The organism is Streptomyces plumbidurans, from assembly GCF_019857225.1.
Classification (GTDB): domain Bacteria; phylum Actinomycetota; class Actinomycetes; order Streptomycetales; family Streptomycetaceae; genus Streptomyces; species Streptomyces plumbidurans.
Map to the genome: position 1 here is coordinate 30592 of NZ_JAFJSY010000051.1, position 25757 is coordinate 56348.

Annotated in this window: 26 protein-coding genes; 8 read left to right on the forward strand and 18 right to left on the reverse strand. The window is 70.1% G+C overall.

Annotation, left to right across the window (positions count from 1 at the left end; translation table 11 throughout):
* The first annotated feature begins 91 nt into the window (after positions 1–91).
* The 4 genes from JYK17_RS27885 to JYK17_RS27900 are packed head-to-tail and all read left to right on the forward strand — an operon-like array spanning position 92 to position 3454.
* On the forward strand, positions 92–1063 hold the full coding sequence (locus JYK17_RS27885; RefSeq protein WP_128801397.1) for an ABC transporter substrate-binding protein: 972 nt from the start codon (positions 92–94) through the stop codon (positions 1061–1063).
* On the forward strand, positions 1060–1833 hold the full coding sequence (locus JYK17_RS27890) for an ABC transporter permease (protein WP_128801398.1): 774 nt from the start codon (positions 1060–1062) through the stop codon (positions 1831–1833). The genes JYK17_RS27885 and JYK17_RS27890 overlap by 4 nt, the downstream gene beginning before the upstream one ends.
* Positions 1833–2612: an ABC transporter permease gene (locus JYK17_RS27895; RefSeq protein ID WP_222811457.1), complete on the forward strand. Its 780-nt coding sequence runs from the start codon at positions 1833–1835 to the stop codon at positions 2610–2612. The genes JYK17_RS27890 and JYK17_RS27895 overlap by 1 nt, the downstream gene beginning before the upstream one ends.
* A 20-nt stretch (positions 2613–2632) precedes the next feature.
* Positions 2633–3454, forward strand: a complete 822-nt coding sequence (locus tag JYK17_RS27900) for an ABC transporter ATP-binding protein (RefSeq protein WP_222811437.1) — start codon at positions 2633–2635, stop codon at positions 3452–3454.
* Positions 3455–3457: 3 nt separating this feature from the next.
* Here JYK17_RS27900 and JYK17_RS27905 read toward each other — a convergent pair whose 3' ends face one another.
* The 17 genes from JYK17_RS27905 to JYK17_RS27985 form a co-directional block, all read right to left on the reverse strand.
* Positions 3458–3853, reverse strand: a complete 396-nt coding sequence (locus JYK17_RS27905) for a group I truncated hemoglobin (protein WP_108006016.1) — start codon at positions 3851–3853, stop codon at positions 3458–3460.
* Positions 3854–3996: 143 nt separating this feature from the next.
* Complete coding sequence (locus tag JYK17_RS27910; RefSeq protein WP_108006018.1) at positions 3997–6159, reverse strand: discoidin domain-containing protein; 2163 nt, start codon at positions 6157–6159, stop codon at positions 3997–3999.
* A gap of 56 nt (positions 6160–6215) precedes the next feature.
* Positions 6216–7844 carry a glycoside hydrolase family 13 protein gene (locus JYK17_RS27915; protein ID WP_222811438.1) on the reverse strand — a complete coding sequence of 543 codons (1629 nt, stop codon included), beginning with the start codon at positions 7842–7844 and terminating at the stop codon, positions 6216–6218.
* 30 nt (positions 7845–7874) lie between these two features.
* Positions 7875–8753, reverse strand: coding sequence for a carbohydrate ABC transporter permease (locus JYK17_RS27920; protein WP_108006022.1), 879 nt, complete (start codon positions 8751–8753; stop codon positions 7875–7877).
* On the reverse strand, positions 8750–9706 hold the full coding sequence (locus JYK17_RS27925) for a carbohydrate ABC transporter permease (protein ID WP_108006024.1): 957 nt from the start codon (positions 9704–9706) through the stop codon (positions 8750–8752). The genes JYK17_RS27920 and JYK17_RS27925 overlap by 4 nt, the downstream gene beginning before the upstream one ends.
* A gap of 2 nt (positions 9707–9708) precedes the next feature.
* Positions 9709–11058 carry an ABC transporter substrate-binding protein gene (locus JYK17_RS27930; RefSeq protein WP_108006026.1) on the reverse strand — a complete coding sequence of 450 codons (1350 nt, stop codon included), beginning with the start codon at positions 11056–11058 and terminating at the stop codon, positions 9709–9711.
* Between the two features lie 110 nt (positions 11059–11168).
* Positions 11169–12164: a LacI family DNA-binding transcriptional regulator gene (locus JYK17_RS27935; protein WP_222811439.1), complete on the reverse strand. Its 996-nt coding sequence runs from the start codon at positions 12162–12164 to the stop codon at positions 11169–11171.
* 108 nt (positions 12165–12272) lie between these two features.
* Positions 12273–12944 (reverse strand): GntR family transcriptional regulator, encoded by a 672-nt coding sequence (locus JYK17_RS27940; protein WP_108006030.1) that lies wholly within the window; start codon positions 12942–12944, stop codon positions 12273–12275.
* Between the two features lie 42 nt (positions 12945–12986).
* Positions 12987–13988: a proline racemase family protein gene (locus JYK17_RS27945; protein WP_222811440.1), complete on the reverse strand. Its 1002-nt coding sequence runs from the start codon at positions 13986–13988 to the stop codon at positions 12987–12989.
* A gap of 3 nt (positions 13989–13991) precedes the next feature.
* Positions 13992–14882 carry a dihydrodipicolinate synthase family protein gene (locus JYK17_RS27950; protein ID WP_108006034.1) on the reverse strand — a complete coding sequence of 297 codons (891 nt, stop codon included), beginning with the start codon at positions 14880–14882 and terminating at the stop codon, positions 13992–13994.
* Positions 14879–16321 carry an FAD/NAD(P)-dependent oxidoreductase gene (locus JYK17_RS27955; RefSeq protein WP_222811441.1) on the reverse strand — a complete coding sequence of 481 codons (1443 nt, stop codon included), beginning with the start codon at positions 16319–16321 and terminating at the stop codon, positions 14879–14881. The genes JYK17_RS27950 and JYK17_RS27955 overlap by 4 nt, the downstream gene beginning before the upstream one ends.
* Positions 16314–16616 carry a (2Fe-2S)-binding protein gene (locus JYK17_RS27960; protein WP_108006038.1) on the reverse strand — a complete coding sequence of 101 codons (303 nt, stop codon included), beginning with the start codon at positions 16614–16616 and terminating at the stop codon, positions 16314–16316. The genes JYK17_RS27955 and JYK17_RS27960 overlap by 8 nt, the downstream gene beginning before the upstream one ends.
* On the reverse strand, positions 16613–17764 hold the full coding sequence (locus tag JYK17_RS27965; protein ID WP_108006040.1) for an NAD(P)/FAD-dependent oxidoreductase: 1152 nt from the start codon (positions 17762–17764) through the stop codon (positions 16613–16615). Before JYK17_RS27965 ends, JYK17_RS27960 begins: the two co-directional genes overlap by 4 nt.
* A gap of 69 nt (positions 17765–17833) precedes the next feature.
* Complete coding sequence (locus JYK17_RS27970) at positions 17834–18649, reverse strand: ABC transporter permease (protein WP_222811442.1); 816 nt, start codon at positions 18647–18649, stop codon at positions 17834–17836.
* A 17-nt stretch (positions 18650–18666) separates the two neighbouring features.
* Entirely contained in the window at positions 18667–19560 is an 894-nt protein-coding gene (locus JYK17_RS27975; RefSeq protein ID WP_108006044.1) for an ABC transporter permease, read from the reverse strand.
* Between the two features lie 4 nt (positions 19561–19564).
* Positions 19565–20767 (reverse strand): ABC transporter substrate-binding protein, encoded by a 1203-nt coding sequence (locus tag JYK17_RS27980; protein WP_222811443.1) that lies wholly within the window; start codon positions 20765–20767, stop codon positions 19565–19567.
* A 47-nt stretch (positions 20768–20814) separates the two neighbouring features.
* A complete protein-coding gene (locus JYK17_RS27985) occupies positions 20815–21852 on the reverse strand; it encodes an ABC transporter ATP-binding protein (RefSeq protein ID WP_108006048.1) in 1038 nt (345 codons plus the stop codon).
* A 112-nt stretch (positions 21853–21964) separates the two neighbouring features.
* Here JYK17_RS27985 and JYK17_RS27990 point away from each other — a divergent pair, with 112 nt between their 5' ends.
* Positions 21965–22705: a FadR/GntR family transcriptional regulator gene (locus JYK17_RS27990; protein WP_108007420.1), complete on the forward strand. Its 741-nt coding sequence runs from the start codon at positions 21965–21967 to the stop codon at positions 22703–22705.
* A 52-nt stretch (positions 22706–22757) separates the two neighbouring features.
* Positions 22758–23525: a cache domain-containing protein gene (locus JYK17_RS27995; RefSeq protein WP_222811444.1), complete on the forward strand. Its 768-nt coding sequence runs from the start codon at positions 22758–22760 to the stop codon at positions 23523–23525.
* 47 nt (positions 23526–23572) lie between these two features.
* Here the strand turns inward: JYK17_RS27995 and JYK17_RS28000 are convergent, their stop codons facing one another.
* Positions 23573–24235 carry an MmyB family transcriptional regulator gene (locus tag JYK17_RS28000; protein ID WP_164932127.1) on the reverse strand — a complete coding sequence of 221 codons (663 nt, stop codon included), beginning with the start codon at positions 24233–24235 and terminating at the stop codon, positions 23573–23575.
* 223 nt (positions 24236–24458) lie between these two features.
* Between JYK17_RS28000 and JYK17_RS28005 the strand changes: the two genes are divergently transcribed.
* Positions 24459–25112, forward strand: coding sequence for a helix-turn-helix domain-containing protein (locus tag JYK17_RS28005; protein ID WP_222811445.1), 654 nt, complete (start codon positions 24459–24461; stop codon positions 25110–25112).
* A gap of 14 nt (positions 25113–25126) precedes the next feature.
* The gene (locus JYK17_RS28010; RefSeq protein WP_234548260.1) at positions 25127–25669 is read left to right on the forward strand and encodes a toxin-antitoxin system, toxin component; all 543 of its coding nucleotides are present in this window, start codon (positions 25127–25129) and stop codon (positions 25667–25669) included.
* Positions 25670–25757 lie beyond the last annotated feature (88 nt).

The following is a 25757-nucleotide window of genomic DNA, read 5'->3' on the forward strand; positions in this document are numbered from 1 at the left end:
CCTTCCCGCTGAGCAGGTCTGCGCACTACTGTGCGCCTCGCGCACAACCTGTCGGAACACCGCTGCACCCGTTCTCTGCACAGGAGGAGCCATGCGCCGTCTGATCGCCGGTCTCGCCACCGGCACGTTCCTGCTCGCCGCGACGGCCTGCGGCTCGTCCGGGGGCTCCGGCTCTTCGGGCGGCGGCGCCTCGTCCGGCGGGACCACCACCATCAAGGTCAGCACCATCCCGATCGTCGACACCGCCCCGCTCTACGTCGGCCAGGCCAAGGGCTTCTACGCCAAGCACGGGCTGAAGCTCTCCATCAGCCAGGCCCAGGGCGGCGCGGCCATCGTGCCCGGCGTGGTCAGCGGCCAGTACCAGTTCGGCTTCTCGAACGTCACCTCGCTGCTGATCGCCCAGACCAACAACGTGCCGGTCAAGGCCGTGGCCGAGGGCGTCAACTCCACCGGCAAGGAGAACGCCGACTTCTGCGGTCTGGTCGTCCCCAAGGGCAGCAGCATCACCTCGGCCAAGCAGCTCGCGGGCAAGAAGGTCGCCGTCAACAACCTCAACAACATCGGCGACACGACGGTGCGCGCCTCGGTCCGCAAGGCGGGCGGCGACCCCTCGAAGATCAAGTTCGTCGAGCTGCCCTTCGACCAGATGCCGGCCGCGCTCGACAAGGGCCAGGTCGACGGCGCCTTCATCGTGGAGCCCGCCTTCACCCAGGCCAAGAGCGAGGGCGCGAAGAACGTCGGGTCCCCCTTCGTCGACGCCGCCGCGAACCTGACCGTCGCGATGTTCTTCACCTCGCAGCAGTACGCGCAGAAGAACCCCGACGTGGTCAAGAGGTTCCAGGCGGCGACCAAGGAAGCCCTCGCCTACTCCGACAAGAACCCGGCCGAGGTCCGCAAGATCGTCGGTACGTACACCAAGATCCCAGCCGCCCTGCTGTCGAAGATGACACTGCCGCACTGGCCCGCCGAGCCGAACCAGGCCTCGATCGAGACGCTGGCCAAGGAAGGCCGGCAGGACGGCCTGTTCAAGTCGGCGCCGGACGTCGACAAGCTGATGCCGTGAAAGGGCTGAACACCGCACTCGGTGCGGCCGGACTCGCGGCCTTCCTCGCCCTGGGCGAGGTGGTGCCGCGGACCGGCCTGGTCAAGGAGAGCTACTTCCCGCCGACCAGCCGCATCGCCTCGGCCCTGTGGGACGAGATCACCGACGGCGCGTTCTGGTCGGCGCTCGGCGACACCCTCACCGGCTGGGCGATCGGGCTCGCGATCGCGGTCGGCGCGGGTGTCGTCGTCGGCGTGCTGGTCTCCGTCGTGCCGTATCTGCGCGAGGCGACGGCCTCGACGATCGAGTTCCTGCGCCCCATCCCCTCGGTCGCCCTCATCCCGCTGGCGGTGCTGCTGTACGGCACCGAACTGCGCTCCGTCCTGCTGCTCGTGGTGTACGCGTCGTTCTGGCAGGTGCTCATCCAGACCCTCTACGGCGTCCAGGACGTCGACCCGGTCGCCGAGGAGACGGCACGCTCGTACGGCCTCGGCACCTGGGCTCGCGTGCGGCACGTGCTGTGGCCGACCGCGCTGCCGTACGTCATGACGGGGGTGCGGCTGGCCGCCGCGGTGGCGCTGATCCTCGCCATCACCGCCGAACTCGTCATCGGCGCACCGGGGTTGGGCCAGCAGATCGCGGTCGCGCAGAGCTCGCAGGCGGTGCCCGAGATGTACGCGCTGATCGTCGTCACCGGGCTGCTGGGGCTGCTCATCAACGTCGGTGCGCGCACGGTCGAGCGGCGGGCGCTGGCCTGGCACCAGTCGGTGCGCGGGGAGGTGGCGGTGTGATCGGGCGCGTGCTGCTGAGGGCGGTGTTCGTGCTCGCGCTGCCCGCGGTGCTGATCGCCGTGTGGTGGGCCGCCTCCAGCGGCAGCGTCAACCCCTACTGGCCGCCCCTGCGGACGATCCTGAAGACCTTCCCCGACGTGTGGACCGCCGACCGGCTGCGCTCGGACGTGCTGCCGAGCGTGCTCAGGCTGCTGGCCGGCTACGCGCTGGCGGCCGTCGTGGGCATCGCGCTCGGCACGGTCATCGGCTCCTACCGGCGGGTGCGCGCCTTCTGCGAACCGGTGCTGGAGTTCCTGCGGGCCGTGCCGCCGCCCGTGCTGGTCCCGGTCATCATGCTGTTCGCCGGCATCGGCAACTCGATGAAGATCGTCGTGATCGCCAGCGGCTGTGTGTGGCCGATCCTGCTCAACACGGTCGAGGGCGTGCGCGCGGTCGACTCGGTGATGCTGGAGACGGCCCGCTCCTACGGCATCACCGGCGCCGCCCGGCTGCGCTCCCTGGTGCTGCCCTCGGCCGGTCCGCAGATCTTCGCTGGGCTGCGCCAGGCGCTGTCCATCGGCATCATCCTGATGGTCATCAGCGAGATGTTCGCGGCCAGCAACGGCATCGGCTTCACCGTCGTACAGTTCCAGCGCAGCTTCGCCATCCCCGACATGTGGACCGGCATCCTCGTCCTCGGGCTGCTCGGCTTTGCCCTGTCCGTCGTCTTCCAGCTGGTCGAACGGCGGGTGCTCGCCTGGTACCACGGCCTGCGCGCATCCACCCGGCGGTCGGCGTGAACCTCGTGAAAGGGCGGTCCATGGACGCGCTGCTCGACATATCCGGACTGCGGAAGGTCTACGAGGGCTCGGGCCGCCGCGTGGAGGCGGTGCGCGACCTGACCTTCACGGTGGAGTCCGGCGAACTCGTCTGTGTCGTCGGCCCGTCGGGCTGCGGCAAGACGACGCTGCTGAAATGCCTGGGCGGGCTGCTCGCCCCGACCGGAGGGCAGGTGCTGTTCGCGGGAAAGCCGGTGAGCGGGCCGCCGCCGGGGATGGCGCTGGTCTTCCAGGAGTACGGGCGCAGCCTCTTCCCCTGGATGCGGGTCGCCGAGAACGTCGAACTCCCCCTCAAACACAAGGGATTGAGCAAGTCCAGGCGCAAGGAACTGGTCGCGGACGCCCTCGCCTCGGTCGGTCTCGCGGACGCCGCCGGTGCCTATCCCTGGCAGCTGTCCGGCGGTATGCAGCAGCGCGTCGCCATCGCCCGCGCGCTCGCCTACGAGCCCGACGTCCTGCTGATGGACGAGCCGTTCGCCGCCGTCGACGCGCAGACCCGCGCGGACCTGGAGGACCTCGTCCGCGGCCTGTGGCGGGAGCGCGGCATCACGATCCTGTTCGTCACCCACGACATCGACGAGGCCGTCTACCTCGGTGAGCGGGTCGTCGTCCTGTCGGCCTCCCCCACCGTCGTGCAGGAGCAGCTGAAGGTGGATCTGCCCGACGAGCGGGACCAGTTGAACACCCGCGTGGCCCCGCGCTTCGCCGAACTGCGCACCCATGTCTACGAGCAGATCCAGGCGGCGAAGCGCGGGAAGGCGGACCCGGAGAGCGGCAAGGCGGACCCGGCCGACCGGCCCTGAGCGTCAGGCGGTGACGATCTCCTGCTGCAGCGGCAGCAGGCTCTGCGCGATCGTGCCGATGGTGTCCTCGTCGACGCCCGCCTCGGTGAGCGCCCCGGCGAGATGGGTCACCACCCGGTCGAAGGCGTCCTGCGTGACGGCCAGGTGCGCGTGGGCCGTGCGCATCGAGCGCCCGGAGTAGGGGCGGGTGGCCCCGAGCGCCTGGCCGATGAAACGGCGCTGGTGCTGCTTGAGCCGGTCCAGATCCACGCCCGTGAAGTACGGCCGCAGATCCGGGTCGCTCAGTACCTTGTCGTAGAAGAGGTCGACGACGGCCCCGACGGCCTCCTCCCCTCCGAGTTGTTCGTAGAGGGTCGGGGAGGCTGCCGGGGCCGGCGTGCCGGCGGTGGAGTCGGTCATGGCGTCAGGGTCGCCACACCGTCTTGCCGCCGCGTGAGCGGGCCGTTACCGGGCTGTCAGAACCGCCTCAGTCGGGATCCTGGCCGCGGGGAAGTCTTCGCAACGGACTGCTCACGAGCCGAACTCATGCCTGAAACACCGCCTCAGTTCGTCAGATACGCCTCCACCTCGCTGAACTGCCCCGCCGGCCAACCCGTGTTGGCCGTGACCGTCAACCGCAGGTAGCGCAGGTCGGTGCTCGCCGGGAGGGAGACGGTGGCCGTGTTGCCGGTGGCCGGGTCGAAGCGGTAGCCGGTGGAGCCGACGACGGTCGAGTAGTTCGAGCCGTCGGTGCTGCCCAGCACGGTGACCGTCTGGGTGCGTGCGGCCCAGGCGGACGACGGCGGGAGCTTCAGCGCCAGCTTGCGCACGGCCTGCGTCGAGCCGAGGTCGACCGTCAGCGACTGCGGGAAGGCGTTGTTGGTCGACTCCCAGTAGGTGTTCGCGTCGCCGTCGACCGCCTTGCCCGGGGTGTAGACGTCCTGTGAGCCGGTCGCGGTGGCCGGGCGGCCCTTGGCGAGGTTGCGGTTCGGGTCCGGGTCGGTGTTGCCCTGGCCGGGCTGCGGCCAGGTCGAGCAGTCGCTCCAGGTGCTGCTCCAGCCGGAGTTGCCGCCTCCGTCGTTGATCGTGAACGTGCCGGAGCCGGACGGGTAGGGGCAGTTGTAGATGCCGGCCGCGCCGACGCCGGTGGCCTGGACGTTGCTGAACTTCGCCGTGCCCTGTGCCTCCGCCTGGACGACGACCGTGCCGGTGTTCTTCACCGTCGCCCCGCTGACGTTGACGTTGCCGGTCGAGTAGCCGTGTCCGCCGCCGGAGACGAACTCGAAGGCGCCGTAGGGGCTGTCGGTGATCGTGGTGTCGGTGATGTTCACGGTGGCGTTCACCGCGCTGTCGTAGGAGTCGACGCGCAGCGCGCCCATCGGATGGTTCCAGTTGGGGTTCATCGCGCCGGTGCGCACGAGCGTGTTCCCGGAGACGGTGATCGTGCCGGCCAGCGGGGAGAAGGGGTCGAGGAACTTCTGGTTGGAGATCGCGATGCCGCTGCCGAGGGCGTTGGTGTCGGAGACCAGGTTGTCGCTGACGGTGATGTCGGTGCCGCCGTAGATCGCGATGCCGTTGGCGAGGTTGGGCTGCGAGATGGTGTTGTTCTCGAAGCTGCTGTTGCTGTCCGCGCCGTTCAGGGACCACATGGCGAGCGAGTCGTCACCCTGGTTGCGCAGGAAGTTGCCGCGAACGCGGACCCCGTGCGCGTTGCCGTTGAGGTTGAGGCCGTCGGCGGTGGTGTCGAGGATGCGGTTGTTCTCGACGACGAGGTTGTCGTTGTTGCCCGTCAGCCACAGGCCGACCTTCATGTGCTGGATCCACATGCCGGAGACCGAACTGTTCGGCCCGAGCGAGCCGTTGACGAAGTTGTCCGGGTTGGAGTCGACGCGCTCGGTGACCTCGCCGATCACCGCGAAGTCCTTGATGTGCACGCCGCCGGAGGAGCTGGACTGGTCGATGAAACGGGAGGTGTGCACGACCGAGTACCAGCTGCCCGCGCCCTGCAGCGTGACGTTCTGGACGCCGCTGAGCGAGGACGTCAGCTTGTAGTCGCCCGGCGGGATCCACACCACTCCACCCTGGGCGGCGGCGATCGCGTCCCTGAAGGCCTGCGTGGAGTCGCCGTTCCCGCTCGGGTCGGCGCCCTTGGAGGTGACCGAGACGGAGCCCGCGGGCTGGGTGGCCTCCCCGCCGACCTGCTCGAAGTCCGCCACGTCGACGGTGACTTGGGTGCCGGTCGACTCGAAGGCGACCTTGTCGCCCGCCTGGACGCTCTGCCCGAGCAGCATCCGGGCGTTGTCGAAGAAGTGGTGCGTCTTGGCGCCGGCGATCCAACCGGTGTCGACGTACGAGTACTTGGAGGTCACCGGGAGCGTCTTGGCGAGCTTGGTGCCGTTGACGTACACGTTGAGCGAGCCCGACTGGCCGTCGGGGACGTTGTACGAGACGTTCACCGCGTTGCTCGCGCGCGGCACCGTGAACTCCACGCGCTGGCCCGAGTTCAGGCGCACGGCCTGGCGTCCGGAGGCCTCGGAAGCGACGGTGCCCTGGGTGTAGTCGGGGCCGATCTTGGTGCCGGTGGTGGTGGCGGACTCGGCCTCCACGGAGGTGAAGGGCAGGCTCGCGCCCGCTGCCGCATGGGCGGCGGGGACGGTGGCGGTGAGCAGTCCGGCGGAGAGGGCGACCACCATGGCGGCGGGCATGCCCCTGACAGTTCTGTGCATGTGCTGATCCCTTCGAGGTGGGGGTGCGGGGATAGCGGGACGTGCGCGGTGCGGGCTCAGCTGCGCAGCCAGACCGCGGTGTCCTTCGGCAGCCGTCCCTGGGCGTCCAAGGGGGCGCTGCCGAGGAGGAGTTCGGTGTGGGCAGGCAGCTCGGCGGGGGTGTCGCCGAGGTTGACCACGCACAGGGCGCCGGCGCGGGTGAAGGCGAGGACGCCGTCGGGCGCGGGCAGCCAGGTGAGCGGGCCGGTGCCGAAGAGGGGGCGCAGCCGGATGCCCTCGCGGTAGAGGGTGAGCATCGAGGCGGGGTCGGTGGCCTGGAGGTCTGCGGCGTACGCGGACCAGCCTTCGGGCTGCGGCAGCCACGGCTCCTGCCGGGAGCCGAAACCGGCGTACGGCGCCTCCGCGGACCAGGGCAGCGGGACGCGGCAGCCGTCGCGGCCGGGGTCGGTGCCGCCGGAGCGGAAGTACATCGGGTCCTTGATGCTCTCGCGCGGCACGTCGACTTCCGGCAGGCCGAGTTCCTCGCCCTGATAGAGGTAGAGGGCGCCGGGCAGGGCGAGCGAGAGCAGGGCGGCGGCGCGGGCACGCCGGGTGCCGAGGGCGAGGTCGGTCGGGGTGCCGAAGGCCTTGGCGGCGAAGTCGAACCCGGTGTCGTCGCGGCCGTAGCGGGTGACGGTCCGGGTGACGTCGTGGTTGCACAGCACCCAGGTGGCCGGCGCGCCCACCGGGGCGTGCTCGGCGAGCGTCGTGTCGATCGACGTCCGCAGCCGGTCCGCGTCCCAAGGGCAGGACAGGAACGAGAAGTTGAAGGCGGTGTGCAGCTCGTCGGGGCGCAGGTAGCGGGCGAAGCGTTCGGCGTCCGGCAGCCACACCTCGCCGACGAACACCCCGTCGTACTCGTCGGCCACGGCCCGCCAGGAGCGGTAGATGTCGTGGAGTTCGTCGCGGTCGACGAAGGGGTTTCGGTCGCGGCCCTCGACGAAGTCGGGCAGTTCGGGATCCTTGGCGAGCAGCGCCGCCGAGTCGATGCGGACGCCCGCCACTCCCCGCTCGAACCAGAACCGCAGGATGTCCTCGTGCTCCTGGCGCACCGCCGGGTGCGCCCAGTTCAGGTCGGGCTGCTCGGGCGTGAACAGGTGCAGATACCAGTCGCCGTCGGGCAGCCGCGTCCACACGGGCTCGGTGGAGCCGACGAACTGCGACGGCCAGTCGTTGGGCGGGAGTTGGCCGTGCTCACCGCGTCCGGGCCGGAAGTGGAACATCTCGCGCCCGGGGCTGCCGGGCCCGGCCGCGAGCGCGGCCCGGAACCACGGGTGCTGGTCGGAGACATGGTTGGGCACGATGTCGACGATGGTGCGGATGCCCAGCTCGCGGGCCTCGGCGATGAGCTTCTCCGCCTCGGCGAGGGTGCCGAAGGACGGGTCGATCGCACGGTAGTCGGCGACGTCGTAGCCGCCGTCCTTCATCGGTGACAGATACCAGGGGGTGAACCACAGGGCGTTCACGCCGAGTTCGGCGAGATACGGCAGCCGGGAGCGGACGCCCGCGAGGTCGCCGGTGCCGTCGCCGTCGGCATCGGCGAAGCTGCGGACGTAGACCTGGTAGATGACCGCGGAGCGCCACCAATTCCCATGGTCCCGCGTGTCGTTGGCTTCGTCCTTCTGGGCAGGGGAGGGCTGTCCCACTGTGCATGCCTTTCTGTCGAAGGGAGGGCGTCAGCCCTTCGTGCTGCCCGCGCTGATCCCGGCGATGATGTGCCGCTGGAAGACCAGGAACAGCGCGACCATCGGGATGCTGGCGATGACCATCGCGGCGATGAGCACGGTGAGCTGGATGTTCTGCGACAGCTGGACCAGGGCCACACTGATCGGCTGCTTGCCGGTGTCGGAGAAGACCATCAGCGGCCACAGGAAGTCCTGCCAGACGGCCACCAGGGCGAAGATCGACACGACTCCGAGGACCGGCCGCGACATGGGCAGCACGATCGACCAGAGCGTGCGCAGCTTTCCGGCGCCGTCCATCTCGGCGGCCTCCAGCACGTCGCGGGGAAGCTGATCGAAGAACCGCTTGAGCAGATAGAGGTTGAAGGCGTTGGCGACGGCCGGCAGCCAGATGGCCAGCGGGTCGTTGAGCAGGCTGGTGTGGATGAACGGCAGGTCGGCGACGGTCAGGTACTTGGGTACGACCAGGGCCTGTGCCGGGACCATCAGCGTGGCGAGGATGCCGCCGAGGATCACCTTGCCGAAGGCGGGCTTGAGCTTGGACAGGGCGTAGGCGGCGGCTGTGCAGAACACGATCTGGAACGCCCAGGCGCCGGCCGCCTGCACCACCGTGTTCCACAGGTGCTCGGGCAGCTGCATCAGGTCCCAGGCGTCGGTGTAGCCGCTGAGATGCCACTGCTTGGGCACGAGACTCGGCGGTGTCTGCGCGATCTCGTCCGGAGACTTCAGGGCGCCGGTCACCATCCAGTACACGGGGAAGAGGAAGGCAAGGGCGAAGAGGAGGACGACCGTTGTGAAGACGGTCCAGTAGATGGCCTTGCCGCGCGGGCGGGCGAGTGCCGCCGGGGAGACAAGGGTGCGGGTGGCGCTCATGCGGCCTCCTCTCCGGAGCGGGTGAGCCGCAGATAGACGGCGGAGAAGGCGCCGAGCAGCACGAGGAGCATCACGCTGAGTGCGCAGGCGCCGCCGAAGTCGTTGTAGAGGAAGGCGTACTTGTAGATCAGGTACAGCACGGTGACCGTGGCGTTCTCCGGGCCGCCGCCCGTGATCACGAACGGCTCGGTGAAGATCTGCATCGTGGCGATGATCTGAAGGAGCATCAGCATCAGGATGACGAACCGTGTCTGAGGGATCGTCACGTGCCGGATGCGCTGCAGGAGGCTCGCGCCGTCGAGTTCGGCGGCCTCGTACAGCTCGCCGGGGATCGACTGCAGGGCGGCGAGATAGATCAGGACGGTGCCGCCCATGTTGGCCCAAGTGGCCACGATCACCAGGGAGATGAGCGCGGTGTCGGCGCCGTTGGACCAGTTCGAGGTGGGCAGGTGCACAAAGCGCAGGGCCTCGTTGGCAAGGCCCGCGCCGGGGTCGTAGAACCACTTCCACAGCAGGGCGCTGACCACCGGCGGGATCATCACCGGGAGGTAGACCACGACCCTGAAGAAGGCCTTGGCATGGCGGAGTTCGTTGAGGACCAGGGCCATCACGAAGGGGATCGCGAAGCCGATCAGCAGGGCGAGCAGGGTGAAGGTCAGGGTGTTGCGCCAGGCCGCGGAGAACTCCGGGTCGTGCCAGACACGGGTGAAGTTGGCGGTGCCGACCCACTCGGGCGGGGAGCCCGGCGTGTACTTCTGGAAGGCGATCACGACGGCGCGGATCGCCGGGTACCAGGAGAACAGGGCGAAGCAGATCAGGCCGCCCAGGAGGAATCCGTAGGCGCGCACCTGGTCGGCGAGGCGGCGCCGCCTCCGGTCCCCTGCCGGGGGCGGCGCCTGCACCGGGCGTACGGCGACCTTGCCGATCGGTCGCCGCTCGGCCGTCTTCGTCATGCTCAGCCCCGCGCCAGGATGCTGTCGATCTTGCCGGAGGCTTCCTTGAGCAGCTGGTCGATGTTCGCGTCCTTCTTGGTCAGGACGGCGGAGACGGTGCCGTCGAGGACGGAGTAGATCTGCTGCGCGTTCGGCGGCTCGATCTTCATCTGGAGCTGCTGGTTGCCGTCGAGGAAGGTCTGGTAGTTCTCCACCGGCACGTTGGCGTTGGCCTTCTTGATCTGCTGGTCCTTGGCGTCGGCGGCGCCGGTGAAAAGGCGCGGCTCGGGCAGTCCGACGGGTGCGTCGTTCTTCTTGGCGCGGGCGTAGTCCCCGAGGAAGCCGTCGCCGGGGGTGAGGAACATGGAGTCGAGCCACTTCAGGCCGGCGCGGATCTGCGCGGGGGTGTCGTGCTTGTTGAACATGTAGCCGTCGCCGCCGATGAGCGTGCCCTTGCCGCCGGGCATCGGGGCGAGCGCGAGATCCTTGTAGTTGCCGCCCTTCTCCTTCACCAGGATCGGGATGTTGTCGGGGGCGGAGAGATACATGCCGAGCTTGCCCGAACCCATCATCTGCTGCACGTCGTTGATGACGAGGAGCTGCTTGCTGCCCATCGAGTTGTCGTTCCAGCGCATGTCGTGCAGGTTCTGCAGGACGGCGTGGCCCTCGGGGGTGTCGACGGAGGCCTTCTTGCCGTCGGCGCTGACGACGTCGCCGCCCTGGGAGTACATCTCGGCGGTGAAGTGCCAACCCCCTTGGTTCTGGGCGCTGTAGTCGGCGTATCCGACGGTGCCGCCTCCGAGCGCGGCGATCTTCTTGGCGTCGGCGCGGACCTCTTCCCAGGTGGCCGGGGGCTTGTCGGGGTCGAGGCCGGCCTTCTGGAAGAGCTTGCGGTTGTAGATCAGACCCATCGAGTAGCCGGTGCGCGGGACGCCGTAGATCTTCCCGTCGACGGTGTAGATGTCGCGCAGTTGCTGCTGGATGGTGTCGTAGCTCTTCAACTGCTTGATGTACGGGGTGAGATCGGCCGCCTGGTTGATGTCGACGACGTGCTTGGCGTCGGTGAAGTACGTGTAGAACACGTCCTCCATCTGGCCGCCGGCGAGCTTGGCGTCGAAGGTCTTCGGGTCCTGGCAGGGGAACGCGTCGTGCGCGACGACGTCGATGTCCGGGTTCTTCTTCTCGAAGGCGGCGACGTCCTGCTCGAAGAACCCCCGGTCGACCTTGGCGCTCTTGGGCGGTTCGCAGTTGACCGTGATGCGCGTTTTGCCGCTGGAGGAGTCGTCGTCGCTCGATCCGCATGCGGACGCGGTCAGAGCGAGCGAACAGACGCCGAGCGCGGCGAAGGTACGGCGGAACCCGGTGCTTCTCATCGGTGGACCCCTCTGGGCAGGAGCGGTGGGCGTCGCACACTCAAGCACCGCCGACATCCGAACGCAAGATGTCGCGCACAATTTGAAATTATTCGACAGCGGGATGGATCTCAGCTGCGAGGCGCCTGCGCGGTCGACCCCCTGACCACCAGCTCCGGCTCGAACAACAGCTCCTCGGCGGCTACGGAACTGCCGTTGATCTGCGCGTTGAGCAGCTCCACGGCCGCCCTCCCCATCGCCTCGATGGGCTGACGGACGGTGGTCAGCGCGGGCTCGGTGCAGTTCATCAGCGCGGAGTCGTCGTAACCGACGACCGAGACCTGCGCGGGCACGCCGAGCCCCTTGCGCCGCGCGACCCTGATCACCCCGAGGGCGAGCGGGTCGCTGGCGCAGATGAAGCCGGTGACGCCCCGGTCGATGAGCCGGGAGGCCGCCGCGTGACCGCCCTCGATGGAGAACATGGTCCGAGCGACGAACTCCTCCGGGAGGTCCCCCATCTCCCGGGCGGCGGCGAGCTTGCGCACCGAGGGCACATGGTCGGCCGGGCCGAGGACCAGACCGATCCGCTCGTGCCCGAGCGAGGCCAGATGCCGCCAGGCCTGCTCCACCGCCACCGCGTCGTCACAGGAGACGCCCGGGAAACCGAGGTCGTCGATGGAGGCGTTGACCAGCACCACCGGAATGTTGCGCTCGCCGAGCAGCCGGTAGTGGTCGTGCGGGGCGTCCGCCTGCGCGAACAGCCCGCCGGCGAAGACGACGCCGGAGACCTGCTGCTGCAGGAGAAGCTCCACGTAGTCGGCCTCGGAGACGCCGCCCTTGGTCTGGGTGCACAGCACCGGGGTGAGGCCCAGCTGGGCCAGGGCGCCGCCGATCACCTCGGCGAACGCCGGGAAGATCGGGTTCTGCAGCTCGGGCAGGACCAGGCCGACGAGCCGCGCGCGCTCGCCGCGCAGCTGGGTGGGCCGCTCGTAGCCGAGCACGTCCAGGGCGGAGAGCACCGCCTGCCGGGTGGACTCGGAGACCCCGGGTTTGCCGTTGAGCACCCGGCTGACCGTGGCCTCGCTGACCCCGACCTTCTTCGCCACCTCAGCAAGTCGTCGCGTCATGAGCGCAAGAATAGCGCAAGAAATGCAAACTGCTTGCGTAACGGTGCCGGGAACGTCGCGTCCGGGCCGTCGGGACCGGGGCCGTCGGGGCCTGTGCGGGCGGAACGGTCAGCGGGCCGCCCACAGACCGCGGACGTGCCCAAGATGCCGGGTCATCACCTCGCGGACGCGCTCCTCGTCCCGTGCGAGCAGCGCGTCGAGCAGCTCCAGGTGCTCCTCGGCGGAGGCCCGCAGCCGCCCCGCCTCGACCAGGGCGGTCAGCCCGTACAGCCGTGAACGGCGCCGCAGATCCCGTACGACCTCCACCAGATGACCGTTGCCCGCGAGCGCCAGCAGGCTCAGATGGAAGTTCAGGTCGGCCTCGATGTACTCGATGAGGTCGCCCTTGGCGGCCGAGTTGACGATCTCCATGGCGAGCGGGCGCAGCGCCCTCAGCGCGTCGAGGTCGGCGGTGGTCGCGAGGCCGACCGTCGTCGGGATCTCGATGAGGGACCGTACGTGCTTGTACTCGTCGAGCTGCCTGTCGGACACGGCGGTGACCCTGAAGCCCTTGTTCGGGACGATCTCGACCATGCCCTCCTTCACCAGCTCGAGCATGGCCTCGCGCACCGGCGTCGCGGAGACACCGAGGCGGGGGGCGAGGCCGGGCGCCGAGTACACCTCGCCCGGGCGCAGTTCGCCCGCGATCAGGGCGGCCCGCAGCACATCCACCGTACGTTCGCGGAAGTTGGGCTTCCTGCCGCCGAGCGGGGGCAGGGCGGGTCGTTGCTGCGGGGCCATGGTGATCGTCCTCCTCGGGTCGCCCGACACTATCGAAGGCGGCTACAGCACGAAGCCCGCGGGGAAGGGGTCCTCCGGGTCCAGCAGGTACTGCGCGGTGCCGGTGATCCAGGCGCGCCCCGTGAAACTGGGCAGGACAGCCGGGCGGCCCGCGACCTCGGTCGCGCCGAGGAGGCGTCCGGTGAAGCGGGTGCCGATGAAGGACTCGTTGACGAACTCGGTGTGCAGCGGGAGTTCGCCCCGCGCATGCAGCTGGGCCATGCGCGCGCTCGTCCCGGTGCCGCAGGGCGAGCGGTCGAACCAGCCGGGGTGGATCGCCATCGCGTGCCGCGAGTGACGAGCGGTCGAGCCGGGCGCGAGGAGGTGGACGTGGTGGCAGCCGCGAATGGAGGGGTCCTCCGGGTGGACGGGCTCCGCCTCGGCGTTGATGGCGTCCATGAGGGAGAGGCCGGCGGCGAGGAGGTCGTTCTTGCGGGAGCGGTCGAAGGGGAGGCCCAACTGGTCCAGCGGGAGGATGGCGTAGAAGTTGCCGCCGTATGCCATGTCATATGTTACTGACCGACCGTCAGCCAACGTCGCCTTCCGGTCGAGTGCGACCGCGAACGACGGCACGTTCTGGAGCGTCACCGCCTTCGCCGCCCCGTCCCGCACCTCCACCTCGGCGATCACCAGTCCGGCCGGGGTGTCCAGGCGGATGGTGGTGACCGGTTCGACGACCTCGACCATGCCGGTCTCCACCAGCACCGTCGCGACGCCGATCGTGCCGTGTCCGCACATGGGCAGATAGCCGGACACCTCGATGTAGAGCACGCCCCAGTCGCAGTCCGGGCGGGTCGGCGGCTGCAGGATCGCACCGCTCATCGCGGAGTGCCCGCGCGGCTCGTTCATCAGCAACTGCTTGACGTCGTCGCGGTGTTCGCGGAAGTACAGCCGCCGCTCGTTCATCGTCGCGCCGGGGACAACTCCGATGCCGCCGGTGATCACGCGGGTCGGCATGCCCTCGGTGTGCGAGTCCACGGCGTGCAGGACGAGTTTGCTGCGCATGACCTACGCCAGTCCGGCCGCGACGGCCTGCTCGGTGGCGGCCCGCACCACGGCCTCCTGCTCGGGCAGCAGCGGCACCCGCGGCGGGCGACAGCCGCCCCCGTACCGCCCGACGATGTCCATCGACAACTTGATGGCCTGCACGAACTCCACCATGGAGTCCCAGCGCAGCAACGGGTGCAGCTGCTCGTACAGCTTCTTGGCCGTGTCCAGGTCGCCCGCGACGGCCGCGCGGTACAGCTCGACGCACGACCTCGGCAGCGCGTTCGGGTATCCCGCCACCCAGCCCTTCGCACCGGCGATGGCGAGTTCCAGCAGCACGTCGTCGGCGCCGATCAACAGGTCGAGTTCCGGGGCGAGTTCGGCGATGCGGTAGGCGCGGCGGACGTCTCCGGAGAACTCCTTGACGCCCTGGACGTATCCCTCGCCGTGCAGTTTCGCGAGAAGTTCGGGCACGAGGTCGACCTTGGTGTCGATCGGGTTGTTGTACGCCACGACCGGCAGACCCGCCCGGGCGACCTCCGCGTAGTGGGCGAGGACCGAACGCTCGTCGGCGCGATAGGCGTTGGGCGGCAGCAGCATCACCGCGTGGCAGCCGGCGTCGCGGGCCTGCTCGGCCCAGCGACGGGCCTCCGCGGACCCGTAGGCGGCGACGCCGGGCATCACTCGCTCGCCGCCGACCGTGGCGACTGCCGTCTCGACGACCTTGGCGCGCTCCTCGGGCGTCAGTACCTGGTACTCCCCCAGCGAGCCGTTGGGGACGACGCCGTCACAGCCGTTCTCGACGAGCCAGGCACAGTGCTCGGCGTACCTGCCGTGGTCGACCGAGAGGTCGTCGTTCAGCGGCAGCGCGGTGGCGACGAGGACGCCGCGCCAGGGACGGTGGTCGGTCATGATGGCCCTCCATCGGTCGGGTGGGTGTGCGCGCGGGACGTCGGCTGCGGGTGGTCCTCGGCGAGCACGCCGAGCGGTACGGGACGTGCGAACGGCCTTCTGGCCGCGGTGAGTTCGCATCCCGCGAGTCCGGCGACCCCGGGTGCGCAGATGCGGCCCTGGCACCAGCCCATGCCGGCCCGGGTCAACAGCTTCACGGTGCGCAGGTCACCGGCGCCGAGCTGCGCCACGGCCTCGCGGACGGTGCCCGCGGTGACCTCCTCGCAACGGCACACCACGGTGTCGTCGGTGACCTGCTCGCTCCAGTGGGCGGGCGGGGCGTACACGCTCTCGATCGCGGCGGCGAACTCCCGCAGTCCGGTACGGGACTTGGCGGCCGCGGCCCACTCCTGCGGGTCCGGTGTGGAGCCGGTGAGGCGTGCCGCGGCGGAACGTCCGGCGATATGGCCCTCGGCGAGCGCGAGCGCCGAGCCGCCGATGCCGGTGGCCTCACCGGCGGCCCAGACGCCGGGTACGTCGGTGCGCTGTTCGTCGTCGACGTGGACGCGCAGGCCGTCGAGGCGGCAGCCGAGCGTCCCGGCGAGGTCGGTGTGCGGGAGCATGCCGTGCCCGACGGCGAGGGTGTCGCAGGGGATACGGCGCTCGGTGCCCACCCTGACCCGTCCCTCGCCGTCGAGCGCGGCGACGGTCACCGCCTCCAGCCGGTCGATGCCGTGCGCCTCGACGACGGTGTGCCGGGCGAGCGTCCGCACCCGGTGCCTCAGCAGTTGTGCCGCGTATCCGGCGCCCTCGGCGACCTTGCCCGGCTGGGCCGCCAGCGCCCGGGTGCGCCGCAGGAAGGCCCGGGGAGCGGCCGACTCGACGAGGGCCGCGACCTGCACTCCGGCCGCCGCCAGTCCGGCCGCCACGGGCAGCAGCAGCGGCCCTGTCCCGGCGACCACGGCGGTACGGCCGGGCACCACGAGCGTCCCCTTGAGCATGGCCTGCGCCCCGCCCGCGGTGACGACGCCGGGCAGCGTCCAGCAGGGAAAGGGCAGCACCTTCTCGTATCCGCCGGTGGCCAGGAGGACGGCGTCGGCGCCCACGGCCACCGCGTCCGCCTCCTCGGGACCGAGCAGGGCGTGCACGGTGAACCGACCGGACTCGCCGGACTCCCGCTCCACGAACCACACATGATGATCCGTCAAGTGCGCTACGGCGCCTGCCCGTACGTGTGCGTCGAGCGCCCGGCGCAGCCGCTGCCAGGTCCGCCAGTCGTGGTGCAGCGCCTGCGGGCGGCCGGCACGCAGTGCGGCGGCGGGTTGCCGGTAGAACTGGCCGCCCGCCTGCGCGGCCGCGTCGATCAGCGTGACGCGGACTCCGTGCGCTGCGGCTGCGACGGTCGCGGCGAGCCCCGCGGGACCTGCGCCGATCACGGCGAGACGAGGCCGGTCAGTCATCGTGGCCCGTGCCTTCCTGGGTGCGGATGGCGTCGCCCGGTTGCAGGGGAAGCAGACAAGCCCGTTGGCCGGGGCGGCCGTTGACGGTCACCAGGCAGTCGAAGCAGACGCCGATCCCGCAGAAGACGCCGCGCGGGCGGCCCGTACCCCGGGTGGTGCGCCACGAGGTGATGCCGGCCGCCCAGAGCGCGGCGGCGACCGTCTGGCCGGGCAGCGCCTCGATCTCGCGGCCGTCGAAGGTGACCGTGAAGGCGGGGCCCGGGCGGGCTCCTGCCAGTTCGAGCGGGGAGCTCACGCGGCCTCCTCGGCGAAGCGGTCGGGACGGAACGGCGCCAGGTCCAGATCGGGTGTCTTCGCTGTCAGCGCCTGGGCGATCAGATGGCCGGTGCCGGTGGACAGACCGATGCCGGCGCCCTCGTGGCCGCAGGCGTGGAAGAGGCCGGGGACGCGGGGGTCCGGGCCGATGGCGGGGAGGTGGTCGGGCAGGTAGGGGCGGAAGCCGACGTAGGAGCGGAGGGCGCGGACGTCGGCCAGGAAGGGGAACAGCCGGGTCGCGCCCGCCGCCAGCGCGCGCAGTACCGGCAGCGAGAACGACCGGTCGAAGCCGACCCGTTCGCGGCTCGCGCCGATCAGGACCGGGCCGGCGGCCGTGCCCTCCACGACCGGCGAGGTCTGCAGCGCGGCCGAGTCGCTGGCCACGTCGGCCACGTAGTCGGCGGCGTACACCTTGTGGTGGACCATGCGCGGCAGCGGTTCGGTGACCAGGACGAAGCCGCGGCGCGGGAGCACGGGCAGGGGCGCCCCGGCGAGGGCGGCGATCTCGCCGCCCCAGGTGCCCGCCGCGTTGACGAGGGCCGGGGCGTGGATGTCGCCGCGGTCGGTGCGGACGCCGAGCACCGCCCCGCCGGGGGTGCGCAGTACGTCCGTCACGGTGCGGCCGGTGAGCAGGCGCGCGCCCGCGGCCCGTACGAGGTGGGCGGCGGCCAGGGCGGGCATGACCTGGCTGTCCTGTGGATAGTGCACGGCTCCGGGCAGCCCCGGAGCGAGGTGGGGTTCGAGGCCGTAGAGCGTGTCCCCGTCGACCCGTTCGGCGACGACTCCGGCGGCGCGCTGCTCGACGGCGAGCCGCTCCAGCGCGGCCAGTCCGCCCGGTGAAGTGGCCACCACGACGCCGCCCTTGGCCTCGTACTCGATGAACTCGCCGAACTCCTCGGCCAGTTCGCTCCACAGACGGTTGGACAGGAGCGCGAGGTCGAGTTCCGGACCCGGCTCCTTGTCGGAGACCAGGACGTTGCCCTCCCCCGCGCCGGTGGTACCGCCCGCCACCGGGCCGCGGTCCACGACGACCACGTCGAGACCGGCCCGAGCCGCGAACAGGGCGCAGGCGGCGCCGGTCATGCCGGCGCCTATTACCACGACGTCGCAGGTCAGTGGGTGGGTCACGGTCAGTACTATGTCACATACCACAAGGGTTGGGAACGGTGCCGACCCGCCCGGGCGCCCCCTCCCCGCCTACACCCGGCTCCCCGTAGCCGTGTCCGCGGACATCCGCTGGGCGACGTAGATCGGGATGACGGAGAGCAGGACGAGGACGGCGGCCACCACGTTCACCACCGGCGCCTGCTGCGGCCTGGTCATGTTGTCGTAGATCCAGATGGGCAGCGTCTCGATGCCGGGGCCCGCCGTGAACGTCGTCACGACGATCTCGTCGAAGGAGAGCGCGAAGGCGAGCAGTCCGCCCGCGAACAGCGCCGAGCGCACCAGCGGGAAGGTGATGTCGACGAACGCGCGGAAGGTGTCGGCGCCCAGGTCCATGGCCGCCTCCTCGTAGGAGCCGGCTGTGCGGCGCAGCCGGGCCACGACGTTGTTGAAGACGACGACGATGCAGAAGGTGGCGTGGCCGACGATCACGGTGAACAGTCCGAGGCCCACGCCCAGGGGTTCGAGCACCGTCCCGAAGGCCGAGTTGAGGGCGATGCCCGTGACGATGCCGGGCAGGGCGATCGGCAGGACGACCACGAAGGAAACGGTGCTGCGGCCGAAGAACCGGTGCCGGGCGACGGCGAAGGCGATGAGGGTGCCGAGGACCAGGGCGATGGCGGTGGCACCGAGGCCGGCCTTGACGGAGACCCACAGCGCCTCGCGCGCACCGGCGTTCTGCCAGGCGACGTGCCACCAGTGCAGGGTGAAGCCGGGCGGCGGCCAGCTCGCGCTGCGGTCCGGGCTCAGGGAGTTGACGAGGACGAGCAGCAGCGGGACGTAGATCACCGCGAAGCCGAGGGCGGCGGCGATGCGCAGGGCTGTGCGGGCCCATCGGGAGAGTGCCATGTGACATACCACCCGCTTCACAGACTGCTGAGCGCGCCCGTACGGCGCATCGCCAGCAGATACACCACGATGACCACGACCGGCACCGTGCCGAGCGCGGCCGCCATGGGCAGGTTGAGTTCGATGTTGGAGTAGACGACGTTGCCGATCAGCTGGGTCTTGCCGCCGACGATCTGCACGGTGATGTAGTCGCCGAGGCTGAGCGAGAAGGTGAAGATCGATCCGGCCGCGACGGACGGCAGCACCATCGGCAGCACCACCGAGCGGAAGGTGCGCCAGCTGCGCGCGCCCAGGTCCGCGGAGGCGTCGAGCAGGTTGGCGGGCAGCTGCTCCAGGGCCGTGTGGATCGGCAGGATCATGTACGGCAGCCAGAGGTACGTCAGCGTCAGTACGGTGGCCGGCAGTCCGAACCCGGGCCCGCCCGCGCCGAACGGCTTGAGCATCCAGTCGGCGAGTCCGCCCTCGGAGAGGATCAGCCGCCAGGCGTACACCTTGACCAGGTAACTGGCCCACAGCGGCGTGAGGATGGCGACCACGAGCAGTGGCCGCCACTTCGGGCGGGCCACGCGCGCGGTGTAGAAGGCGAGCGGGAAGGCGATGACCGCGCACAGCGCGGTGACCGCGAGCGCGACGCCGATGCTGCGCAGGATCACCTGCCGGTAGACGGGCGTGGTGAACAGCTCGTGGAAGTTGTCGGTCGACCAGACCTTCACCACCTGGGAGGTGAAGGAGTTGGTCGTCCAGAACGCGGAGACGAACAGGACGGCCAGCGAGCCGAGATAGAGCACGGTCAGCCACAGCAGCGGGGCGGTCAGCAGCAGGGCCAGCCGGAGCCGGGGGCGACGGTGCAGCGCCCCGGCGATCCGGCGGACGGTGCCCCCTCCGCCGGATCGCTCTGCAACCACGGTCATGCGCTCAGCCCTTGATCTCGGTCCAGGCCTGGACCCACTTGGCGTACGGAACGCACTTGACGTCCGTGCGGCCGTCGAGGCACTGCTCGATGGGGGTGTTCCAGAAGGCGATGTTCTTCCAGTAGTTCTCGTCGGCGGCGTGATAGGTGGTGCAGAAGTTCTTGTCGCTGGTCAGTTCGCACGCCTTGGAGTTGGCGGGTGCCTCGCCGAAGTACTCGGCGACCTGGGCGTTGACCTTCGGCGAGACGATCCAGTTCAGCCATTTGTAGGCGCAGTTGGGGTGCTTGGCCTTGGCGGAGACCATCCAGGTGTCGGACCAGCCGGTCGAACCCTCCTTGGGTACGAAGGCCTTGACCTTGGCGCCCTCGTCGGCGGTGAGGTTGGCGATGACCTGCCAGGTGGTGCCGACCACGGAGTCGCCGCTCTTGAAGGCGGAGACCTCCTTGAGGTAGTCGCTCCAGTACTCGCCGATGTCCGCGTTCTGCTTCTTCAGCAGCGTGACGGCGGCGTCGAACTGCTTCTGGTCGAGCGCGTAGGGGTTCTTGATCTTCAACTCGGGCTTGGTGGCCTTGAGATACAGCGCGGCGTCGGCGATGTAGATCGGGGAGTCGTAGGCGGTGACATGGCCCTTGTACTTGGCGGCGTCGTCGAAGACGGCGGCCCAGGAGGTCGGGGCGGGGGTGACCTTCTTTGTGTTGTACATCAGCAGGTTGGCGCCGCGGCCGTGCGGGATGCCGTACATCTGGCCGTCGACGGAGTTCCAGTCGCCGTTCTTCAACCCGGCGAAGATGTCCTTGTAGTTGGGCACGAGCTTGGTGTTGACGGGGGCCGCGTCGCCGGAGGCGATGAGGCGCAGGGAGGCGTCGCCGGAGGCGGAGACGGCGTCGTACTCGCCGGTCTTCATCAGTTTGACCATCTCGTCGGAGCTGGCCGCGACCTTGGAGTTGACCTGGCAGCCGGTCTGCTTCTCGAAGTCGCTGACCCAGTCGACCTTGGGGTCGTTGGAGCCGTCCTCGACATAGCCGGCCCAGGCGATCAGATTCACCTTGCCCTCGGTCTTGCCGAGTTTCGTGGGCGCCTTGAGATCGGGCGGGTTGAGGCCGGTGGCCGACGAACCGCCGCCGGAGTCGGACGAGCCGCAGGCACCGGCGGCGAGGACCAGCGTGGCCGCGCAGGCCGCGACCTTGAGGGTTCGGGTGAGACGCACGACGTTCTCCCTGGGCTGTGGGGGCTTCGGCGGCTGGGGTGGGGGCTTCAGCGGGTGTCGGGGACCCGGACGGTGTGGCGGTGGTGCCATTGCAGGCGCACCCTGGTGCCGCGGTAGGCGGCCACGTCCTCGGCAGAGGTCTCGAGGTTCTGCTGGAGTGCGGTGAGCCGGCCGCCGGCGTCGAGGTCGACCAGGAAGCGGGTGGTGTCCCCCAGGTAGACGACCTCGGCGACGGTACCGGTGGCGCTGGCGTGTTCCGGTTCGTCGGACTCCGCGGACTCCTTCAGGACGCGGATCTTCTCGGGCCTGATGCTGTAGACGCCCGGGGCGCCGACGATGCGTTGGGCGGACTCGCCCTCGATGAGGTTGGAGGTGCCGACGAAGGAGGCGACGAAGGCGGTGGCGGGGCGTTCGTAGATCTCGGCGGGGGTGCCGACCTGCTGGATGCGGCCCTGGTCGAAGACGGCGATGCGGTCGCTCATCGTCAGGGCTTCCTGCTGGTCGTGGGTGACGAAGACGAAGGTGATGCCCACCTCGCGCTGGAGTTCCTTGAGTTCGACCTGCATCTGTTCGCGCAGTTTGAGGTCGAGGGCGCCGAGCGGTTCGTCGAGGAGCAGCACGCGGGGGCGGCCGACGAGGGCGCGGGCGAGGGCTACGCGTTGGCGCTGGCCGCCGGAGAGCTGGGCCGGACGGCGGGCGCCGAACCCTTCGAGGCGGACCTCGGCGAGGGCCTTGCGGGCGCGGACGAGGCGTTCGGCCTTGGGGACCTTGCGGATTTTGAGACCGTAGGCGACGTTCTGTTCGACCGTCATGTGCGGGAAGAGGGCGTAGTCCTGAAAGACCGTGTGCACGTCGCGCTCGAAGGGCGCGAGGCCGGTCACCTCCTGTCCGGCGAGCTCGATGCGGCCGGTCGTCGGTGTCTCGAACCCGGCGATCAGGCGCAGGACCGTGGTCTTGCCGGAGCCCGAGGGCCCGAGCATCGAGAAGAACTCCCCGTCCCTGATCTCCAGGTCGACCCCGGCCACGGCGGTCGTCTCGCCGAACGACTTCCGCAGATCCTGCAGCCGGATCGCAATTCCCTCCATGCAGGGAACCTTTCTGGCGCTCTCGTACGTTGCACGGAAAGATATGAAGTCATAGTTCAAAGCTCAAGTCCCCCTCGAGGTAAAGCTTGAGTCAACGCACAAGGTGGTGGCCGTGAAACAGCAGCAGATCAACGGTGGCGCCCGCAGAGCCGTCTTCACGCCGGTGGACAACCGGGCGCGCGTCGACGCGGTCGTACGCCGGATCGGCGACGCCATCGAGCTCGGCCTGCTGGCCGAAGGGGAGCAACTGCCCGGCGAGAGCGAGCTGGCCGGGCAGCTCGGCGTGTCCACCGTGACCCTGCGGGAGGCGCTGATGGCGCTGCGCCAGCAGGGCCTGGTCACCACCCGCCGGGGCCGCGGCGGCGGCTCCTTCGTCTCCTCGCCCGAGGCCCCGGGCGCCGAGCGGCTCAGGGTCCGGCTGCGCGGCTGGAGCACCGAGGAACTGCGCGACCTCGGCGACCACTGGGCCGCCCTGTCGGGTACGGCGGCCCGGCTCGCCGCCGAGCGCACGGAACCCGACGACCTCGTACAACTACGGCGTACGGCCGAGGAGTTGACCCATGCCGCGGACACGGCGGCGCGCAGCCGGATCTACGGTCGCTTCCATGTGGAGCTGGCCGCCGCCGCGCAGTCGGCCCGGCTGACCCGCGAACAGGTCGCGCTGCAGACGGAGATCGGCGCCGTGCTCTGTCTTGTGCTCGGGGACGACGAATATCGTGAAGAGGTGGCAGACCGTCACCGGTCCGTGATCTCGGCCGTGCAGGATGGGATCCAGGAAACGGCCAGGCGACTGGCCGAGCGGTGCGTCCAGGAGTCCACGGCGCGACTCGTCGCGCTGCGCCTGACGCTCTAGGCGCGGGCCCTGCGCCGCACCGTGCCCGGTCCCCGTCCGTTGGAGGGCACGGATGAGCCTCGCGACGGCAGCCGCCGGCACGGCACCGGAGAAGTCGGTCACGGCAGGCGTGCGCTCCGCTCTGGAGAGCGTGTTCGACGCCGTGGCCGCCACCCGCGCGGACACCGCGCAACTGCTGGCCCGGGTGGCCGAAGAGGGCCGACGTCCCGCGACCGTGGACCTCGCCGCCCTGCGACCGGGACTCCATCTGCGCCTGGGCCGCCATGAGTTGGTCTCCGGCGTCGGCTTCGTCGCCGCGCCGGGTCTCCTCTCCGACGTACCCGCCTGGCTGGAGTGGTGGCAGAGCGACGCGGACGGCGGCGTACGACCGCTGCTGCTCGACCTCGACCCCGCGCAGTCGGCGTACGCGGACTACACGCACTGGGACTGGTTCGCCCTGCCCCGCGACACCGGCGAGCGCGCGGTGGCCGGGCCGTACGTCGACTACCTCTGCTCCGACGAGTACAGCCTCACCCTGTCCGCGCCCGTGCAGATGGAGGGCCGGTTCGCCGGGGTGGCCGCCGCGGACGTGTATCTACGTCACTTCGAGGCGGCCGTGCTGCCGATGCTGCGCGGGCTGCCGGGACCGGCCCACCTGGTGAACGCGCGCGGCCGGGTGACGGCGTCCGCCGACCCCGCCCATCTCGCCGGATCCCTCACCAAGGGGCCCGACTTCGCGGCCGTACTGGAGCGGGCGCGGCCCGTACGCTTCCGCGGACTGCGGCTGGTCCCGTGCCCGGACGTCCCGCTCGTCCTGGTGATCTCGCTCGCGCAGAGCTGAGCGGGCAGTTTTTGCGTCTGCGTCTGCGTCTGCGTCTGCGTCTGCGTTCAGGCTCCGGTGGCCGGCACCACCGTCAGATGCGCCTCCGTGCGCCGCGCCCTGCGGACCCGGGGCCGCTCGCGGCGGGCCTCCCGCAGGACCAGGGTGAGCCGGGTGTACCCCAACTCCCGCAGCGTGCCCGGCGTTTCGTCCACCACGCGGCAGTCGGTGGCGCCCCACCGCGGGTCGGGGTGCGTCAGGGGGCGTACGGCGCCGTCGTGCACCACGGCCTGCTCACCCACCGCGCGGATCCAGTGCGGCAGGCCCTGGCGGTAGGCGGCCTCCATGATCGGGTCCTGGGCGATGTCACGGCGGATGGACTGCAGTCCGTGGTCGTGGGCGTAGCGCTCGACGGCTGCCGAGAAGTGCGCCAGCATCGGCAGACACCAGCTCGACTCGTGCTCGCCGAGGACCGTGGCCGCGTCGGGGTGGAACAGCACGAACCTGAGGAAGTTGTCGTTCGGCATGGCCGTGGGATGCTGTCCCATTTCACGGAAAAGTGACGCGAAAGCACTGTTGGCCAGGACGACGTCCCAGCGGTGGTCCAGGACCACGGACGGAAAGGGGACGGCCTCCAGGAGGACCGCGTAATCCTCCAGATACGCCTGGACGTCGAGACTCTCGGGGACGGGCCGCGGTGCCGACCGCTGCCCACCTGCCTGATATGCCATCGGGAGGTCACCCCTCTTGCCTCTGCGGCCTTCACGCGGCGCCTTGATCCTGGGGCCCGGACTCAACTCGTGTCAACTATCGTGGCATTTCGTGCCCGATCACGGCCGAAACTGGCCACAGTTGTGGCGACACCTGGATGAGAGTTCGAACTACCCGGTAATCTCCGTCGAGTTCGCGGCGACCGCTTGTGAGAAGCCTGTGAGATACGTAGGAGATCTGCCGGTGACGGAAGGCCTCGGGGGTCCGGGCACCACGGCGGCGAGCGCTGCGCTGCCGGCCGTCGTCGCTCGCGTCACCGCGCTCGCCGACCGGCTCGCGGTGTCCCACACGGAGGTCTTCGACACCGCCCGGCTGTCCGCCGCCTCGGGAGTCCCCGAACCCGTGGTCAAGGCCCTGCTGAACGGCTGTCCGGCGGGCGAACCCGATGTGCAGGCGCGGTTTCTGCAGCGCCTGGACCTGCTGCGCCGCACCCGGCTCAAGCCCAACGGGCGCAGGTACACCCAGCAGGAGATCGCCGACGGCGCGGGCATGTCCCGCCAGCAGGCGGGCGCGCTCATCAACGGCGACCGGCGCCCCACCATGGAGCACTGCGACGCCATCCAGCGTTTCTTCAGGGTGCACGCCGGATTCCTCACGGCCGAGGACCCCGAGGCCCTCACGGGCGCCCTGCAGAGCACCGAGCAGGAACTCCTGCACAAGCTCGCCGAGCGGGAGGAGGCCGCTGCCGCCGAGGACCCGTTGGAGCGGCTGCTGCAGGACCACGGGGTCCGCGGGATCGCCTGGCGGGCCGCGCAGTTGCCCACCGACCAGCACCGCGACAAGGTGGCGGAGTGGCTGGACATGCTCCTGGAGAGCGTCAAGCGGCCCGAGTCGTGAGCCTGGGGAGAGCTGTGGGCATCGCAAAGGAAATGCGCCGTCTGTGCGGGGAGTTGCTCGGAGAGCTCACGCTGGCCGCGCCCGCGCGACCCGATGACCTCTACGGCGCACTGTGCGAGTCGATGAGCAGACGCCGCGGCCGGCCGGTCCACTTCCGCACCGTCGCCTTCCCGACCGGGACGGCGAGCGGGCTGTGGCTGGACATGAGCGACCAGGACCTCGTGGTGATCGAGGAACGGACCGCGCCGGAGCACCAGTTGGTGATCCTCGGCCATGAGCTGTGGCACATGAAGGCCGGTCACCGCGGCCATCACGTCGAGGGCACGAAGGTGGCGGCCCGGCTGATGAGCGACGACGCCGACCTGCGCGCCACGGTCCGCAGGGTGGCCGCCCGCAGCCGCTTCGACCTCGCCGAGGAGCAGGAGGCCGAGAGCTTCGGCCTGCTGCTGGCCAGCAAGTGCCGTACATGGCTGGCCGGTCCGGGACACCGGGCGCCGGTGCAGCGGGATCATCTGGCGGGGCGGATCGGGGCTTCGTTGGGGTATTTGGGGTCGTAGGGGCGGCCTGCCACTGGGCGACCGTGCTGGTGGTATGTCACATACCACTGGGCGATGGGGTCGATGGCATGTGACATACCACTGAGCC